We start from the raw sequence: 16,269 nt of genomic DNA on the forward strand, positions 1-16,269 counted from the left end.
GTGACCGGCACCGCCGTCATATGACTGTCACGAAAACGTCATCGTGCCGGCGTACTGTCCTTGCCCATTTCTCAAGGATTGCGCATGGACTATTTGCAAGTGCTCGTGCTCGCCATCGTGCAGGGCGTGGCGGAGTTACTCCCGGTGTCGAGTTCGGCACACGTCATCATGGCCGAGAAGCTGATGGGGCTCGACCCGTCGACGCCCGCCATGACGCTGCTGCTCGTGATGCTGCACACCGGCACGATGCTCGCCGTCATCGTCTACTTCTGGAAGTCGTGGCGCGAACGCTACTTCTCGTCGAAGCACGATTTCATTCACAACGCGAAGCAGGTCATCATTGCGACGGCGTTTACCGGCGTGATCGGTCTGGCGCTGATGTTCTTCATCGAGAAGGTGCTGATGCGCGGCTCGGAGCACGCCGAGATCGAGCACCTGTTCGGCAATCTGTACATCATCTCGGCCGGCCTCGCGATGGCGGGCATTCTGATTCTGATCTCGGGCCGCAAGCGTCCGCCGATGGGCGACCGTCCGATGCGCGGTAGCGACTCCGCGTGGATCGGCGCGGTGCAGGGTATCTGCCTGCCGTTCCGTGGCTTCTCGCGCTCGGGTTCGACCATCTCGACGGGTATGCTGCGTGGTCTCGACAAGGTGCGCGTGGAGGAATTCAGCTTCGCGCTGGCGGTGGTGCTCACGCCGCCGGTCATCGTCAAGGAGGCTTACCGTCTGTACAAGTCGGGTGGCGCCCAGACGCTCTCCGGTCACTTCATGTCGGTGCTTACGCCGAGCCTCGTCGGCATGGTGTTCAGCTTCCTCGCGGGGCTGATTGCGCTGCGCTGGCTGTCGCGTTGGCTCGAACACGGCCGCTGGTATCTGTTCGGCATTTACTGCCTCGTGGCGTCGGTTGTCGTGCTGGCGTCCAGTCAGTACCTGTAATCACACCAGCCCTGCGACGACGTCCAGAAAGGCCGCGATGGCGCGCGATTCGCGCCGCTCGGCCAGACAGACGATGACGGTCGTCGTCTCGACCCTCGCGTCGCCGATGGCGACCGTCGCCAGCCGCTCATCCGGTGTGTGTTCGCGTGCGGACACCGCCGCGATCCCCAGCCCAAGGATCACCGCTTCGCGAATCGCCTCGCGACTGCCGATCTCCATCGCCACGCTCGGCATCACACCCGCCTCATGCATGGCCGCTTCGAGCGCGTGACGCGTCGTCGATCCCGGCTCTCGCATCAGCATCGGTTCATCTGCCAGATCGGCGAGTTTGACGCTGCGGCGTCGCGCAAAGCGATGCGTACGCGGCACGAGCAGCACGACCGGATGCGTGCGATACGGCACGGCGTGCAGGCGGGCGTCGTCGTGATACCGAGCGAGCACGGCAACGTCGGTGCGATACGCCAGCAAGCTCTCGATCATCTCCTCCGAATTGCCCGGCCGCACGGAGATGCGAATCCCCGGAAAGCGTGGCTGAAACGCCGCGACGATCTCCATCGCATGATGCGGTCCCACCGCCCCAAGACGTAACTCCCCGGTACGCAGCCCGCCATGCTCCTTGAGCAGACTGAGCGCTTCCGCTTCGTCCGAGAAGATGCGCAGGCTCACCGAATACAGCGCGCGACCTGTCGGCGTCAGCGTCAGCCCTCGGCCGTGGCGATAGAACAGCTCGACGCCATACGTTTCCTCCAGCGCCCGGATCTGCGTCGTCATCGTCGGCTGACTGACGTGCAACGCTTGTGCGGCGCGCGTGACGCTGCCGTGGTGCGCGACCGCGTGAAACGAACGAAGTTGGGTAATCCGCATCGATGTCGCTCCTCTGACGAGGTATAGGTTTTATCAATAGATTGACGAAAAAATGTGAATTGGAAGTATAGGACGGCGCTCACCATAATCCAGCTCAATCTTCGCCAATCGATCGCAACGTCATCCGGCGCGGCGGCCCAAACACCCTCATGACTACTCGTTCGCGTTTCCATAATCCGGTCGACGTCCACTTCGGTGCGGGCGCGCTGGACGCTCTTCCCGAGCTTGTCGGTCACCGTCGCGCGGTGCTCGTCACCATGCCCGAAGCGCGTGCGCTCGGCATGACCGGACGCATCGAAGCGCTGTTAGGTCAACGGCTCGCCGGGGTGATCGATCAGGTCAGCCCGAACCCGGACGTGCGCGAACTCGCGCCGATGTACGGCGACTTCTGGCGGCGCTACGGCCAATGCGAAGTCATCGTTGCGCTGGGCGGCGGCAGTGCGCTCGATACGGCGAAACTGCTGATGGTTGCTGGCGACGACGACCGTTTCGCCACGCTGGTGGATGCGCTCGATGCTGGCGGCACGTTCCGCCCGACGCGCACCAAACATCTCATCACGATTCCCACGACAGCGGGCACCGGCAGCGAAGTCACGCCGTGGGCCACGCTGTGGGACCGCCATGTGAAGCGCAAGAAATACTCGCTGCACTTGCCCGAGACGTGGCCCGAGGCGGCCATCGTCGACCCGGCGCTGACGCGCTCCTTGCCGCGCAGCGTCACGTTGCAGAGCGGGCTCGACGCCCTCTCGCACGCGCTCGAAGCGATCTGGAACGTGAACGCCAATCCCGTCTCCGACACCTTTGCGGTGACGGCCGCGCGCGACATGATGCGCGTGCTGCCGAGTCTCATGACGTCACTCGACGATATGACGCTGCGCTCGCAGGCGGCGCTCGCCGCGCTTCAGGCGGGCATGGCGTTCTCCAATACGAAGACGGCGCTGGCGCACTCGATCTCGTATGACATGACGATTCGTCACGGCCTGCCGCATGGCATCGCCTGTTCGTTCACGCTGCCGACGGTGATGCGTCTGGCCATCGGTCGCCGCGCCGATCGCGACGCGGTGCTGGCGCAAGTGTTCGACGGCGACATCGCAGGCGCACCGGACCGGCTGACGGCCTTCCTCAACGGTCTGGGTGTGGCGACGGAATTCTCCGCGTACGGCGTGAGCGAGCCGGAATCGACGGCGATGATCGCGGCTGCCCTCGACGGTCCGCGCGGGCGCAACTTCATCGGTGCTGCGGCCTGAACCTTGAACCCTATTCGAACGGGCGACGTCGCGTTCGTCGTCCGGTGTTGTCGACGTTGTTGTTGTCGCTGTCTCAGTAGTCCCCGCATGCGTGTTTTCGCGTCTTACCCGCAGTCCCCGCAACATCCATTATCAAAACGATAGCTGTCCACCGGTCACCGGCATGGGCGGCACCGAGACATCCAGGAGACAGACGCCCGGCGCAGACCGGTGCGTCGCAGCGCGCCGCCGGGGCGCGGCGCATCAACAGGAGGCGCAATGGAACAGGTTCTCACCGGCGTTGGCGCGCGGGATGCCGTCAACGACGAAAAAGCGGTGCGCACGGTCGCGCTGGCCAGCCTGATCGGCACGACCGTCGAGTGGTATGACTTCTTTCTCTACGGGACCATCACCGGTCTCGTGTTCAACAAACTCTTCTTTCCCAGCGGCGACGCCTTCGTCGCCACGGCGCTCGCTTACACCGTGTACGCGGTGGGGTTCGCGACGCGACCGCTCGGCGGCATTCTCTTCGGGCATTTCGGGGATCGGCTCGGACGCAAACCGCTGCTGATCGTCACCCTCACCATCATGGGCGTGTCGACGTTCCTGATCGGCCTCGTGCCGACGTATGACAGCATCGGTATCGCCGCGCCGTTGATCCTGCTGTTCCTCCGGCTGCTGCAAGGCATCGGCCTCGGCGGCGAATGGGGCGGCGCAGTACTGATGGCGTTCGAATACGCGCCACGTGACAAGCGCGGCCAGTTCGCGGCGTATCCGCAGATCGGATTGGCCGTGGGGCTGTGTCTGTCGACGGGCGTCGTCGCGCTGCTCTCGTCGACGCTCACCGACGCGCAATTCATGTCGTGGGGATGGCGTCTCGCGTTCATGCTGAGTCTGGTGCTCGTCGCCGTGGGCATGTTCATCCGGTTGCGCGTGCTGGAGACGCCCGAATTCGCACGCATCAAGGACAGTCAGCACGTGGCACACGTGCCGCTCTCCGAGATCGTGCGCGACTATCGACGCAACGTGCTGCTCGGCTGGGGCGCGCGGTATATCGACGGCGTGGTGTTCAACGTCTACGCCGTGTTCGCGATTTCGTATCTCGTCGGCACGCTGCATTTTCCCAAGACACCGATTCTGCTCGCCGTCACCTTAGCGGCGCTCGTGCTGGTCGTGACGATTCCCTATGCGTCGAAGTTGTCGGATCGCGTCGGGCGGCGTCGTGTGTTCGCATGGGGAGCGCTGGCTTGCGGCGTGTCGTCGATTCCCGCGCTCGCGGTGATGCACTTCTCGTCGAACGTCTGGTGGGTGTCGCTTGCCGTGATCGTACCGTTGGGGGTCGTGTACGCGTTCGTGTACGGCCCGGAGGCGTCGCTGTTCTGCGAACTGTTCGACACGCGTGTGCGCTACACGGGCATCTCGGTCGTCTATCAGGTCTCCGGCATCGTTTCGAGTTCGATCACGCCATTGATTGCCGCGACGCTACTCGAATACGGCGGTCACAAGCCGTGGTGGATTGCGGTGTACGTGCTGGGGGTGGGATGCCTGTCTGCCGCGTGTGCGAAGGCGATGAAGCGGACTTACTGAAGGGAGAGGGTCAAGCTTGGGGGAGGAAGGATCCCGCACTGCGGGAACACGGCAGGCCGGCGGATGGCTCCCCGGCTTGCCGTTTTTTTTGCGACGCGCGGATTACTGACCGAAGTAGATCGAACCGGCGCGGTTGGTGCGCCCCGGCACTTCGTAGACCGGCGAGACGACTGAACCGGTTTGCGCAGCGACTGCGCCCGGCTGTGCCTGCACTTGCGTCTGTGCCTGAGCTTGCTGTTGAACTTGTTGTGGCTGGGCGGGCGGCTGCGTGTTTTCGGCAGCGCTCGCGCTGGTCATGACGCCTGCGCTCAGCAGGGCGGCGGCAAGGGTCGAGGCGAACAGAGCGTGTTTCATTTTCATTTCTCCTGTCTGGCGAGACGTCCACCATGGGCGCCGTCATTGCCGCCAATCTACGCTCGCGGCACAAGGAGAAAAACGCGGTCCTGGATAAGGACGCATTGCTGAAAACGAAATAATCAACCGTCTGTTAAGCCTATATGCTCCGGCCGCCGCACAATCATCGCGCGACGGACCGGTCGACTGCCGATCAGCGGCGCGTCACACGCACACGGGCTTCCTGCTGACGGCGCGAACGGGCGGCACGGCTGCGAAGATACGACGCGGTAAGCAGCGAAGCGCTCGCCAGCAAAAGGAAAGAACCGAGGGCAGCCATGGTAATGCTCCTGTACTGACCGACATCGTCCGCGGTGCGGCGCACCCTGCGAGCCACGAGGTCGGCTGACTTCATCATGTTGTCACTCTACTGCTGACGCACTTTGCGATAAACCCCATCGCACTAAAGACCCTGTTGCGCATAGCGGCATGCCGGTCGAAAACCGCTCAAAAACGGGTCGAAATGGCCTCGCATATCCTGTTCAACGGCATTAAGCGGTTGATTTTCAATAGTTTTTTCGAATCGGACGATCGGTTGCATTTCGTAGACGCTCAGTTGCGAAAAAACCACGGGTTTTCCCTAAGATTCACTCATGCCAACGCGACGGACACCGCAACGCAGCAAAACGAAGTGCCCCCCGGCCTCGACGCTGATGATGCCCCGAACGCTAGCTGAACCCGAAGTATTCAACCAAATTGACAGGAGTCTCACCATGAACACCCGTATCCTTGCCGCCGTTGTTGCCGCCGCTTCGTTCGTTTCCGCTTCGGCTTTCGCAGACGCTCGTTACAACGACAACACGCCTGACGTGCCGGCCGCTACGCAAAGCCAACTGAGCCGCGCCGAAGTCCGTGCCGAACTGGTTCAGGCCGCCGCAAACGGCCAACTGCTGCAAAGCGAAACCGGCGCACCGCTGGTGGCCGCCGCCCAAGCGCAAGATGCCGCTCCGGCTGCCGCAGCGCTGAGCCGCGCCGACGTGCGTGCGCAACTGAGCGACCGCAACGTGTTCGCACAGGACAGCCGTTCGTAATCTGACCGTCTTTGACCGGCCCTGTAGTACAGCAGTAGCGCAGTACAGCAGTACCCACGCATCGACCCCAAGCGATGCGAAGCCGCCGACCGGCATCAGGTCGGCGGCTTTTTTCATGGCGTCTGGGAAAGGGCGCAACGGGCATGCGACGCATCGAGCCACCGCTGGTTGCGGACGTCTCGCGACAACATCGGTATCAAATACAGAAGCGGCGCAAATGGGCATCCGTAGAATCCGCCCGACTGCTTCCGGCGCGTGGCAAGAGAACATCGAAAACGCACACAGGAGAAGCGCGCCGCGCATCGCTATCCGACTGACGTCGCTGGCGTCCGACACAACCCCTTCCCGGATTTCCCCGAATCATGCCCATCGCTTATGGCTTGCGAGCCTCGCAGGACGCGGTCTGTCGTTCCGAACCGATCAACGCGGCGACCGGGATGACCGACTCCCTCGCCCGCTCGCTTCACAACGCGCAGGTGCTGCCCGAATATGAAGCCTCGGCCCTCGATTCGGTCATCGCGCGTGGGGTTGCCGCCCGTTGTGTATCGCAGGCACCGCAGACATCGAGCGTGCCGAACGACCCCGCTCGCTACTACTACCTCAGCCCGTCGGACGCGTCGCGCATCGTGCGCCGTCCCATCGATCCGCCCGCACCCAAGCGCTATCTCGGCTTCGACCGCGTCACGCAGTCGCTGCGGCATATCGCGATCGCCGTGAACATGACGATGCGTGCGCGCTTCGATATCGATCCGCTGGAAGTTCAGGTGAGCGTGTTCGGTGGACGCGTGCATATCGCGTCGAATTTTCATGCGAGCCGCATTCGCGAAGCGTTGCATCTCGCGCTGACGGACGACAGTCTGATGATGGGCGCGCCACGGCGTCCTGCACGAGAGGACGTACGCCGTTGGGACGCGATGGTGATGTCCCGGCGCGTGCGTGATATCGCCAAACTGCGACATCACTATGTCGACGGTCACGGGCTGGCGGGCATGCGCACAGCGGCGCGTGCCGAAGTGACAGCGGGCATTGGACGACCCTCGGAGGGGGCGTTACCGGTAGACAGCGCATTGCGTCAACTCGACGATGCGTTCGATACCTTGTGCCGTGTGCTGCAAGACGCCGCGAGCGCTACGCCGACGTTCCGCGATCTGGTCGTGCACACGCCGATGGAGGGCAACACGCCGAAGCTTGCTGCGTTGCCGGCTGGCGTCACGCAAACCATGCACGCCGAGCAGTGCATCGAGTCGGCCATCGCCCAGCATGTCGATGTGTGGCATCGCGAGGCGACCACCCGACTGGGCCTGCCAGACAACGCGTTGATCACCGTGCCGATGGCCGGGCGCTTCGTACCCTGCGCGGCATGCGCCGAAGTCGAAGCGGAGAGTCGAACACAGGGCGGCCTGTTCGATCCGGCAAACGGCAAGTTCGTGCTTCACCGCAGTAGCCAGCGCATCGGGATGGCGTTTGCAAACGAAGTGCAACACATCGCGCAGTCGACGTTGGCGTCGACGCCGGACGTGGCGGCACGTCGTGCACAAGCCATCTCGGATCGCTTCGTCGACGCGCCGCAATCGCTGCGCGCCTACGATCAACCGGTCGTGCTCGACTACTCGCTCGACACCGAAAGCGAAAGCTCGGGCGACGAGTCGTGATGCTGGCTGACGTCACGCCAGTCCCCCGCCGCGTCGAATCGCTCCTTTGATCGCACCGTTACCCCTTCACCTACGCGTCCGCAGGCATACGACGCGCTTCTTCCTTCAACTTCGACAGCAGTTGGGCGCCGAGCGCCGTATCGTTGAGATCCGCATACGTGGCGCGGTCGCGATAGTGAAGCATCTCTGTGCCGTCCGAAACACCGATCGATGCAGACATGATCTCGTGATACGAGTGGTGGTTCTTCGGTGGCATCAGGTTCGCCATCATCACCATGCGCGCTTCGGCGAGCGACGGCCAATCCGAAACGTCGCCCGAATATGACGCTATTGCGCGGCACTGTGCGTAGTGGTTCAGGTAGCGCAGCGTATGTCCGCTCGGTCCGGAGATGACAGGCTTGTCGTGCACGATGGCCCCGAGCGCGAAGTTGATGATCGCCGGATCGTTGCGGTCCGACGTCCTGACCATGTTCGAGCGGTCGCCGGTGCGATGTTGGCGGACATGCGCGCCAATCGGATTCAGCCACCGTCCGTTGTCTTCGTCGTTGGTGTACTCCGCCGTGCTCCACGTGATGTCCAGCACGTCGTGCAGCAGCTTGCGGCGCTCATCCAGGTCGCATCGGAACATGTAGTCGACGACATTCGCGCCCGCTGCGAATCCCTCTTCGCGCATCACGCGATCCACGCCGAAACGTTGGAGGACCTTGAGGAACGCATCTTCGCCCGCAGGGTTGTGCCGTAACGTCTCCCAGCGGCTTTGCATGACGTCGCGAATACGATCGGGAAGCTGAATCGGCGATTTGATCTCGGCGATGGGCACGTCGAACTCGCGGAGATTCCACGGATGCATGGGGTTCTCGCGGTGCGGTGCGGCATTGAACATGTTGCGGCGGCGCTTCTCGTCCGGGGCGTGCGGGTCGTTGAAATGCTCGGCTTCCGCCTTGATCAGCGTCGCGAGCACGTGGGCGTCGAGCGTATCGCGCGAGTTCAGACATTCGTCTGCGCCGCCAATCCCAACCTGCTCGGCGACGATTTTCGCCTGCGCTTTGGCGTCGAAGTCCTCGAACCGCATCGGTGCACCGGTCAGCGCACGGATGCGTCGCGCGATGTCACGAATCTCGGGGGCATCGCACAGCGTCTGCCCAAGCTTGCGCTCGAACTCCACGCGTGCCGAAGCCTTCGCGTAGTAAGGCGCGCAATCGAAGAGATTGCGTCCGGCGTCGCGACTGCGAAACTCATCGAACACCTTGATGTCGGGCAGCGAATCGACAGAGTCCGTTGAATCGGTGCGTGTGAGTCGTCCGAAGCCCATTTTCAGGGCGGGCATGGGCCGTTCCGGCGCCATTTGTACATGCCGCTCCAGTGCGCGATTGTCGAACTCGCTTGCGACGCGTGCGCGGCTCATCATCTGCGCGCCCAACGTCATCTCAAGAAGGCTGCCGGTGGAATGCACGCGCGCAAGGTTGGAATGAACTGTCAACATAATGAATTAATAGACCTCGTTTCTTAGAAATTGAACCAGCTTTCGGTACTCGGAGAAAAATACGTCGATATTCCCTTCAGCATCTTTATGAATATCTTCATAATCAACGTCCGTGAATCCGAGTAATAAGATGCCCTCCGTTTCTTCAATGAAAAGCATCGGAGAGCGGGTGATATCAGAAAAACAGTTTTCCGATATCAGATGAATTAGATGAGGCTGAATCAGCACCGCCGGTGGCACGTCGACACGGAAATAAACGTCGAACGTATCGACCGTTTCGTTGGCGCGGAAATAGAGCGCATCGCCGTTATCGAGCGTAATGCCAGCACCCGGAGAGGCTTGTGCTTGAAGGCCATGCAGGCCAAAGCGATGGGAAATGACGTCGAGCATTTCGTTCAGCTGACGTTGCGGCATTCCCGTGAGTGGCGAATGTTGCGGGGAATCGTTAGTGCGTTCCGTGCCGTGTGGCAGCGCGCGGAATGGGTGTTGCATGATGCGGTGTTCCGGTAGATGTTGTAACCGGGACGCATGTTAATGGCTCGCTGTCACGTCGAATAGACAGGTGCGCGTATTTGGGGTGAATCATGCGAAATGATTCTGATATTTCCCGTCTGCCCGATTCGTGTAATTCGAATTGAAATCTTTTATCGTTCGGCCGGTCGTCGGGTAAATCGTCAGGCAAAAAAAAGCCGCCCGAAGGCGGCTGAAGGTCGGGTGAGACCAAGGAAACGTGTTGCTGCGGGGTGTCAGCCCGCCAATGAATCGGTGAGCGCACTGCGCGCGGCGTCGAAGTCCGCAGCAAAGCTGCGGTGCCAGTCGCGTCGCGTGGTGTCGTCGATCCACGCGCCGTCCAGCCCGTTGTGCATGAACTCGCGCAGGTCGCCGAGCGAGAAGCCGAAGTGGCTGAACATCAGCTCCCACGCTTGCGCGGGGTTGACCTTGTGCAGTGTCGGGTCGTCCGTGTTCGGATGAATCTTCAGACCGAGGCCGGGCATGCGACGGATCGGGTGATCCTTCGCCCAGCGCTCCGGTGTGAGCGTGCGCAGGTAGTACGAATTCGTCGGTACGACGGTAAAGACGATGCCGCGCTCGGCGCATTCGCGCGCGAAGTCCGGCGCGTCGACGATGGTGTAGCCGTGATCGATGCGGTCGCACTTGAGCAGTTCGACCGCGGTTTCGACGTTCGTCCAGGGCATGCCGAATTCGCCCGCGTGCGCCGTCGTCTTGAAGCCTGCGAGACGCGCATTGCGATAGGCCTTCCAGAACAGCTCGGGCGGACGGTCGTTCTCGCGATAGTCGATGCCGATGCCGATGACTTCGTCGGCGCGATGCGCGCGCATCCACTCGACCATTTCGACGGCTTCGCGCGGGTCGGCTTCACGGTCGATGCTCGGAATGAGACGACCGATGATGCCGTAGTCGCGCTGGGCGTCGCGAATGGCGGCGACGATAGCGTCCTGCGCCTTCGCGTAAGGAATGCCGGACGTGCGCACGGTGCCCGTCGGGTTCCAGAAGAACTCGCTGTAGCGCACGTTGTGCTCGGCGGCGTCCGCCAGATATTCGTAGGCGATGCGGTGCAGATCGTCCGGCGACATCAGCAGATGTTCGTCGAGCGCGCGCAGCACACGCAGCACGCCGACGGGCTTTTCGCCGCGCGTGTAGAAGCCGTCGATCTCGGCGCGATCGAGCGGCGCGTTCGACTTTTCGGCGAGCGCCACGAACGTGTCGTGACGCACTGCGCCGAGCAAATGGCAATGCAATTCCACCTTCGGCATCGCATGGAAGAACGTGCGGTGCGCTTGCTGAATCTGCACGCCGGTGCGTGCGGCGGGCACGTGGCCCGGTGTCTCTGTCATAACGTCTTGTCTTGGTGAAGTCTTCGGCATGGGGGGCCGGCGCGAGGCGTCTCGTGCGCCAGCCGGTCGATCAGTGACGCCCCACGACCGTCCAGAAGTAATACGCCAGCGGCAGCGCCAGCACGTAGAGGCCCCACGGCAATTCCTTGAAGCGGCCCATCAGCGCCTTGACCAGCACGTAGCACAGCAGGCCGCCCGCGATACCGGTGCCGAAGCTGTTCGAGAGCAGCGTGAGCAGTACCATCGCGAGGACGGGGAAGGCATCGCTGAAGTCGTCGAACGGCACATGACGGATCGTGCTGAACATCGACAGACCGATGAGAATCAGTGCGGGTGCCGTGGCTTCCTTCGGAATGGCCAGTGCTACCGGCACGAAGAAGCACACCAGCGCGAACATCACGGCGGCGGCAATCGACGTCAGACCGGTACGTCCGCCCGCTTCGACGCCGGCGGCCGATTCGACCAGCGCCGTCAGTGCGGGGATACCCAGCAGGGCACCGCCCGTCGCCGCAATCGAATCGACGAGGAACGGACGGTTGATGTTTTCCATATTGCCGTGCTCGTCGAGCAAACCGGCTTTACCGCCGACGGCGAGCGTGGTGCCCAGCGTCGAGAAGAATTCCGCCGCGAAGAAGGCGAACAGATACGGCAGTGCGGAGATCGTCAGCGCGCTCTTCAGATCGAGCTGGAACGCCACCGGCGCAATGCTGTGCGGCAGCGAGATGAACGACTCGGGCACCTTCGTCACGCCCAGCGGCACACCGGCGAGTGCGGCAATCAGAATCGACCAGAGGATCGCGCCCGGCACCTTGCGGCCCTGTAGCAGCACGGCAACGCCCAGACCGATCAGCGCCACGATGGTGCCCGGTTTGCTGAAGTCGCCCAGCGCGAAGGCATTCGTCTTGGCATTGGCGATGACCATGCCCGCGTTACGCACGCCCAGCACCGCGATGAACAGGCCGATGGAGGCACCGAGACCCAGCTTGATGGCCGTCGGGATCAGACGCGCCACGACGCTGCGTGCGCCGATCACCGTGAGCAGCAGGAACAGCAGGCCGGAGAGGAACGCGATGGCGATGCCCGTCTGCCAGGCGACGTGTTCGGTGGCCGCGAGCGTGACGCCCACGATAACCGAGCCGCCGATGCCGGGACCGACGACGAACGGCAGGTTCGCGTAGAAGCCCATCAGCAGCGAGAACAGCACGAACACCAGCATGACCGACGTGGTGGCCGCGCCGCGATCCATGCCGCCCGTGGCGAGCAGCGACGGAATCACGACGAGCAGGTACGCCGCAGCCAGGAATGTGGTGATACCGGCGAGTACTTCGGTGCGCACGCTGGAGCCGCGTTTGCCAATGGCGAAACGGCGCTCAAGCCAGCCGCCGGGGGCGGTCGCCGCATGGGATTGGCCGTGCCCGGCAGGCGCTACGCGCTCGTTGTGCTCAGGAGAAGAGGTCTGCATAAGCCAAGAATAGAAGGTCTTTGCGTGGCACTTTACGTGCGTGCGACTATAAATAAAAAATGAAATTACTTATGATTCGATAATTCGAATCTATTCTTCGTGACACTGGCGAATTCCGGGGCTTCCCCGGGGTCACCCTGGCTGGCCAGCGTCGCAAAACTGTTGTGTCCGGCACACTGACTGCCGGAACCTCTGGAGCGTGCCATGGCGAGTTCGTCCCGTCGTAACGAAAACACTGCGAACCGCGCGGGCGAGCCGCCTGCGTCCACAACACCGGCCGCTTCCATGGCTGCCACCGCTTCCACAGCCACCCCGCAGGTGCCGCCGCTGCCCGCGCTGACGCTGCGGCAGGTGCAGTACTTCGTCGCCCTCGCCCATTCACGCAGCTTCACGCAGGCAGCGCAGGCGCTCTCCGTCACGCAACCGGCGCTCACCGCCGCCATCCGTCAGATCGAGTTCCTGCTCGGCGGGCGTCTCTTCGAGCGCTCGGCGCATCGTTTGACGCTGACCGAAGCCGGCACCACCATCCTGCCGCTGGCTGAGCGACTGCTCAACGCCGCACGCGGCACGTTCGACGACATGACCAGCACCTTCACGTTGCAGGCGCAGACGGTGCGCATCGGCTTCATTCCGTCGGTCGCTGCACGCTTGTTGCCGGTGTTGGGCAGCTTGCGAGACGCTCATCCGAACGTGCGCTTTGCGCTGTCCGATCTGCCGAACAGCGAACTGGTCGCCGCGCTCGCCCGGGGCGAAATCGACCTTGGCGTCGGGATTCGCGACGAGGCCGACGAAGCCGGTCACGCGGCCAACACCGAAGGCTTTCGCTGCGACGATCTGTTCGACGACGAGATCGTGCTCGTGGCGCGTCGCGACGATGCGCTGGCGTCCGCCGAGTCGGTCAACTGGTCGCAACTCACCGAGCGCGATCTGGCCGTGTTCGTGCGCGGCAACGTCAGCGATTCCCTGCAACGCACGGGCGGCTCGCAAAACCTGCGACTCGAACCGAAGTACCGCATGGAATACACCGAGCCGCTTTATGCGCTGGTACGAAGCGGTCTCGCGTTAGCCATCCTGCCCAAGCTTTACACCCTGCATTTGCATGACCCCGCGCTCGTGGCGCTCGACGTGATCGCGCCGCGTGTGACGCGCACCGTCGCGCTGATGTCGCTCGTCGGCAAAGAGCGCGGCCCGCAGGTGAGTGCGTGCCGCGACTGGATTGCGCAACATCTGGCGACGTGAATCGACGGCACCTCTCGCGCGTTCATCGTCGGTTCATACGTACAAACACGGCGGCCGATCTTTTCGATGGGCCGCCGTGTTCGTTTGCTTCAGTCGTTCTGCGATGCCGCGCGATTACGGCAGACGCGAAATGCGCTCAAGCAGTGTTGCGTAGAAGCGGTCGGCATCGATGTCGGTGAGCCACAGGGCGTTCACCGGACGCTTCGTGCGACCGTTCCAGTCCACCACCGTCTCACCCAGCGTGAGCTGGCCCGTCGTCTCCACAGCCACGTTCACGCGACGGCCGCCGTACATCGTCGGGTCGATCAGATAGCCGATGGTGCACGGGTCGTACATCGGGGCTTCGTCCACGCCACGGCGGCGCTTCTGATACGCCAGCGCAGCGTTGAAGATGTCGCCGACGATCGGGCCGCAGCGATTCTTCAGTGCATGGAACGGGGCCACGCGCTCCGGCGTGATCAGCGTCTTGAGGCTGACGTCGCGCGGCACGATGGTCACCGGCACGCCTGCGCCGAGCACGATGCTCGCGGCTTCCGGGTCGACGAAGATGTTGAACTCCGCCGCCGGCGTGTAGTTGCCGCGCTCGAACCACGCACCGCCCATCAACACGATTTCACGTATGGCCTTCGCGCCTTCGGGCGCGGCGGTCAGTGCCGTGGCGATGTTGGTGAGCGGGCCGATGGCGACGATCGTGATGCTGCCCGGTGCCGCTGCGCGCAGGGTGTCGATCAGATACGTAACGGCGTGCTGCGGTGCGAGCGGCGCACGCGGGTCGTGCAGCGGCGCGCCTTCGAGACCCGAGCGGCCCATCACATTCGCCACCGTCACGAGTTCGCGCATGAGCGGCTTCGGGCAACCGGCGTACACCGGCAGCGTTTTGGTCTTGTCGGCCCAGTCGCGCACGATGCGCGCGTTGCGCTCGGTCAGGCTCAAAGGCACGTTGCCGCCCACGACCGTCAACGCCTTGAGGTCGATCTGATCGCTCGCGCCCAACGCCATCAGGATGGCGACGGCGTCGTCCTGACCCGGGTCGCAGTCGATGATCACGGTGCGACGCGGCGAGCCTTCCGCCGTGAGCGGCGAGGCACCTTCGGTCTTCGTCATTTGCGCGAAGGCGCTGCCGGTCATCGATGCACCGACGGTGGCCATCGACGCCGCCAACGACGTGCGCAGGAAGCTGCGACGGCTGCGCTGGCGGTCGTCGGTCGTCGTGTCTTTCAGTTCGGTCATTGTCGTCATGTTGTCGAACCCGCTTGAATTAGAACGTGTGGCGCATGCCCAGCGTCACGGCCATCTGACGCTTGGTGCTCGACGCAGCGTAGCCGAAGAGCTGTGCGTACTTGGCGTCGCCTGCGGCTTGCTGTGCGTTGAGCGTGAGTGCGACGTCCGTACGCTTGGACAGCCAGTAGTCGGCTTGCAGGTTGACCTGATGCCACTGCGGGCGCGTGTTGATCACATCGTACTTGCCCGACGTGAAGCCGTACGCCGCGCCCAGCACCAGCGCCGGGGTGACGTTGTAGTTCAGCGTCAGGTTGTAGTTCTGGAGATGCAGGTGCGAGTTGTCGAGGTACGTGTAGTTCACGTCCGAGAACATCGCGCCGATGAGCGCCGGGCCCCAGCGGTAGAAGCCGCCCGTGGCGAAGATGCGTTGCTGGCTCGCGAAGACGTTCGCACGCGTGGCGCTCTTCGAGAAGATCAGCAGCGGGCTGGCGTAGTCGTTGGCGATGGCGCCGTCGTTGTTCGTGCCGCTAAACGGATTGTTGTATTGCGCATAGGCGGCGTTCCAGTCGAAGTCGCCGTACTTGTAGCCGAGGCCGAAGCTGTAGGCGTTGTTGTTGCGGAAGCCCGTGGCCGAGTTCGAGAAACCGTATTGCGCGGTGCCGTGGAAGCCGCTAACCGTCGGGCTGACCCACTTCACCGAGTTCTGCATGCGCAGGTCGTTGTAGCCGTTGTCGTTATCGCCGATGTTCACGCCGTTGCTCGAAATGATGATCGGGCCAACGTAGTCGTGAATCGTGTCGTACTGACGACCCAGCGTGAACGTGCCCCAGGTCTTGTCCGAGAGGCCGACGAACGATTGACGACCGAACGCACGACCGTTCTGTGCGCCCGTACCGTTCACGATGCTGAAGCCCGCTTCGAGCGTGAAGATGGCCTTGGTGCCGTTACCGAGGTCTTCGGAGCCACGGAAGCCCCAGCGCGGATTCTGGTTGGTGCCCGAGAGTGCCTGCCAATTCTTGCTGCCGCCCGTATTGCTCACATACCCCACGCCGCCCGAGATCAGGCCGTAAATCGTGACGTTGCTTTGTGCGTGTGCGGCGGTGGCGGCGAGGCCCATGGCGGCGATGGCAGCGATAGAGCCGGCAAGGCCCAGGCGGGCCAGAATCGTGGTCTTCATGAGGTGTGCTTCTCTAAGGTCTAAGTCCGCGCGCTTGCGAAAGTTGGCGCGATTCGGACCGAACTATAGGGAAGGGTCTTGTATAAATATAATTTTGATTTTTTATATATCGATAAATTTTATCGATATTAGCGTCGATCGC

At 62.9% G+C, this 16,269-nt stretch carries 15 protein-coding genes; 6 read left to right on the forward strand and 9 right to left on the reverse strand.

The annotated features are described in order from the left end of the window. Positions 1-84 precede the first annotated feature (84 nt). Positions 85-936, forward strand: a complete 852-nt coding sequence (locus PAQ31011_RS06130; RefSeq protein WP_150575020.1) for an undecaprenyl-diphosphate phosphatase — start codon at positions 85-87, stop codon at positions 934-936. On the opposite strand, the gene PAQ31011_RS06135 is transcribed toward PAQ31011_RS06130, so the two are convergent. Next, entirely contained in the window at positions 937-1,800 is an 864-nt protein-coding gene (locus tag PAQ31011_RS06135; RefSeq protein WP_150575021.1) for a LysR substrate-binding domain-containing protein, read from the reverse strand. A gap of 149 nt (positions 1,801-1,949) precedes the next feature. Here PAQ31011_RS06135 and psrA point away from each other — a divergent pair, with 149 nt between their 5' ends. Together psrA and PAQ31011_RS06145 are read left to right on the forward strand one after the other, a co-directional pair. Further along, entirely contained in the window at positions 1,950-3,047 is a 1,098-nt protein-coding gene (psrA, locus tag PAQ31011_RS06140) for an iron-containing alcohol dehydrogenase PsrA (protein WP_150575022.1), read from the forward strand. A gap of 258 nt (positions 3,048-3,305) precedes the next feature. Continuing rightward, positions 3,306-4,613 carry an MFS transporter gene (locus PAQ31011_RS06145; RefSeq protein WP_150575023.1) on the forward strand — a complete coding sequence of 436 codons (1,308 nt, stop codon included), beginning with the start codon at positions 3,306-3,308 and terminating at the stop codon, positions 4,611-4,613. Between the two features lie 102 nt (positions 4,614-4,715). Here PAQ31011_RS06145 and PAQ31011_RS06150 read toward each other — a convergent pair whose 3' ends face one another. Continuing rightward, a complete protein-coding gene (locus tag PAQ31011_RS06150; RefSeq protein WP_150575024.1) occupies positions 4,716-4,967 on the reverse strand; it encodes a hypothetical protein in 252 nt (83 codons plus the stop codon). Between the two features lie 193 nt (positions 4,968-5,160). Beyond that, positions 5,161-5,286, reverse strand: coding sequence for a hypothetical protein (locus PAQ31011_RS26885; RefSeq protein WP_281192313.1), 126 nt, complete (start codon positions 5,284-5,286; stop codon positions 5,161-5,163). A gap of 433 nt (positions 5,287-5,719) precedes the next feature. Between PAQ31011_RS26885 and PAQ31011_RS06155 the strand changes: the two genes are divergently transcribed. Both PAQ31011_RS06155 and PAQ31011_RS06160 read left to right on the forward strand, forming a co-directional pair. After that, positions 5,720-6,037, forward strand: coding sequence for a DUF4148 domain-containing protein (locus PAQ31011_RS06155; protein WP_174989988.1), 318 nt, complete (start codon positions 5,720-5,722; stop codon positions 6,035-6,037). A gap of 437 nt (positions 6,038-6,474) precedes the next feature. Continuing rightward, positions 6,475-7,689 carry a hypothetical protein gene (locus tag PAQ31011_RS06160; protein WP_150575026.1) on the forward strand — a complete coding sequence of 405 codons (1,215 nt, stop codon included), beginning with the start codon at positions 6,475-6,477 and terminating at the stop codon, positions 7,687-7,689. A 70-nt stretch (positions 7,690-7,759) separates the two neighbouring features. On the opposite strand, the gene PAQ31011_RS06165 is transcribed toward PAQ31011_RS06160, so the two are convergent. The 4 genes from PAQ31011_RS06165 to PAQ31011_RS06180 all read right to left on the reverse strand — a co-directional run bounded on the left by PAQ31011_RS06165 (position 7,760) and on the right by PAQ31011_RS06180 (position 12,490). After that, the gene (locus PAQ31011_RS06165; protein ID WP_150575027.1) at positions 7,760-9,016 is read right to left on the reverse strand and encodes a hypothetical protein; all 1,257 of its coding nucleotides are present in this window, start codon (positions 9,014-9,016) and stop codon (positions 7,760-7,762) included. 162 nt (positions 9,017-9,178) lie between these two features. Then, positions 9,179-9,664: a hypothetical protein gene (locus PAQ31011_RS06170; protein WP_150575028.1), complete on the reverse strand. Its 486-nt coding sequence runs from the start codon at positions 9,662-9,664 to the stop codon at positions 9,179-9,181. A gap of 254 nt (positions 9,665-9,918) precedes the next feature. Then, on the reverse strand, positions 9,919-11,028 hold the full coding sequence (locus PAQ31011_RS06175) for an adenosine deaminase family protein (RefSeq protein ID WP_150575029.1): 1,110 nt from the start codon (positions 11,026-11,028) through the stop codon (positions 9,919-9,921). Between the two features lie 70 nt (positions 11,029-11,098). Next, on the reverse strand, positions 11,099-12,490 hold the full coding sequence (locus PAQ31011_RS06180) for an NCS2 family permease (RefSeq protein ID WP_150575030.1): 1,392 nt from the start codon (positions 12,488-12,490) through the stop codon (positions 11,099-11,101). Positions 12,491-12,775: 285 nt separating this feature from the next. On the opposite strand from PAQ31011_RS06180, the gene PAQ31011_RS06185 reads away from it, so the two are divergent. After that, positions 12,776-13,729, forward strand: coding sequence for a LysR family transcriptional regulator (locus tag PAQ31011_RS06185; protein ID WP_150575768.1), 954 nt, complete (start codon positions 12,776-12,778; stop codon positions 13,727-13,729). Positions 13,730-13,843: 114 nt separating this feature from the next. Here the strand turns inward: PAQ31011_RS06185 and PAQ31011_RS06190 are convergent, their stop codons facing one another. Both PAQ31011_RS06190 and PAQ31011_RS06195 read right to left on the reverse strand, forming a co-directional pair. Continuing rightward, positions 13,844-14,833: a nucleoside hydrolase gene (locus PAQ31011_RS06190; RefSeq protein ID WP_246179477.1), complete on the reverse strand. Its 990-nt coding sequence runs from the start codon at positions 14,831-14,833 to the stop codon at positions 13,844-13,846. A gap of 154 nt (positions 14,834-14,987) precedes the next feature. Then, positions 14,988-16,127: a porin gene (locus PAQ31011_RS06195; RefSeq protein WP_150575031.1), complete on the reverse strand. Its 1,140-nt coding sequence runs from the start codon at positions 16,125-16,127 to the stop codon at positions 14,988-14,990. Positions 16,128-16,269: the final 142 nt, after the last annotated feature.

This window comes from Pandoraea aquatica, assembly GCF_902459565.1.
Lineage (GTDB): Bacteria > Pseudomonadota > Gammaproteobacteria > Burkholderiales > Burkholderiaceae > Pandoraea > Pandoraea aquatica.

Excerpts from the sequence above, each read along its gene's own strand:
- PAQ31011_RS06130 (WP_150575020.1), top strand. The coding sequence starts at position 85 with ATGGACTATTTGCAAGTGCTCGTGCTCGCCATCGTGCAGGGCGTGGCG.
- PAQ31011_RS06135 (WP_150575021.1), bottom strand. The coding sequence starts at position 1,800 with ATGCGGATTACCCAACTTCGTTCGTTTCACGCGGTCGCGCACCACGGC.
- psrA (WP_150575022.1), top strand. The coding sequence starts at position 1,950 with ATGACTACTCGTTCGCGTTTCCATAATCCGGTCGACGTCCACTTCGGT.
- PAQ31011_RS06145 (WP_150575023.1), top strand. The coding sequence starts at position 3,306 with ATGGAACAGGTTCTCACCGGCGTTGGCGCGCGGGATGCCGTCAACGAC.
- PAQ31011_RS06150 (WP_150575024.1), bottom strand. The coding sequence starts at position 4,967 with ATGAAACACGCTCTGTTCGCCTCGACCCTTGCCGCCGCCCTGCTGAGC.
- PAQ31011_RS26885 (WP_281192313.1), bottom strand. The coding sequence starts at position 5,286 with ATGGCTGCCCTCGGTTCTTTCCTTTTGCTGGCGAGCGCTTCGCTGCTT.
- PAQ31011_RS06155 (WP_174989988.1), top strand. The coding sequence starts at position 5,720 with ATGAACACCCGTATCCTTGCCGCCGTTGTTGCCGCCGCTTCGTTCGTT.
- PAQ31011_RS06160 (WP_150575026.1), top strand. The coding sequence starts at position 6,475 with ATGACCGACTCCCTCGCCCGCTCGCTTCACAACGCGCAGGTGCTGCCC.
- PAQ31011_RS06165 (WP_150575027.1), bottom strand. The coding sequence starts at position 9,016 with ATGCCCGCCCTGAAAATGGGCTTCGGACGACTCACACGCACCGATTCA.
- PAQ31011_RS06170 (WP_150575028.1), bottom strand. The coding sequence starts at position 9,664 with ATGCAACACCCATTCCGCGCGCTGCCACACGGCACGGAACGCACTAAC.
- PAQ31011_RS06175 (WP_150575029.1), bottom strand. The coding sequence starts at position 11,028 with ATGACAGAGACACCGGGCCACGTGCCCGCCGCACGCACCGGCGTGCAG.
- PAQ31011_RS06180 (WP_150575030.1), bottom strand. The coding sequence starts at position 12,490 with ATGCAGACCTCTTCTCCTGAGCACAACGAGCGCGTAGCGCCTGCCGGG.
- PAQ31011_RS06185 (WP_150575768.1), top strand. The coding sequence starts at position 12,776 with ATGGCTGCCACCGCTTCCACAGCCACCCCGCAGGTGCCGCCGCTGCCC.
- PAQ31011_RS06190 (WP_246179477.1), bottom strand. The coding sequence starts at position 14,833 with ATGACGAAGACCGAAGGTGCCTCGCCGCTCACGGCGGAAGGCTCGCCG.
- PAQ31011_RS06195 (WP_150575031.1), bottom strand. The coding sequence starts at position 16,127 with ATGAAGACCACGATTCTGGCCCGCCTGGGCCTTGCCGGCTCTATCGCT.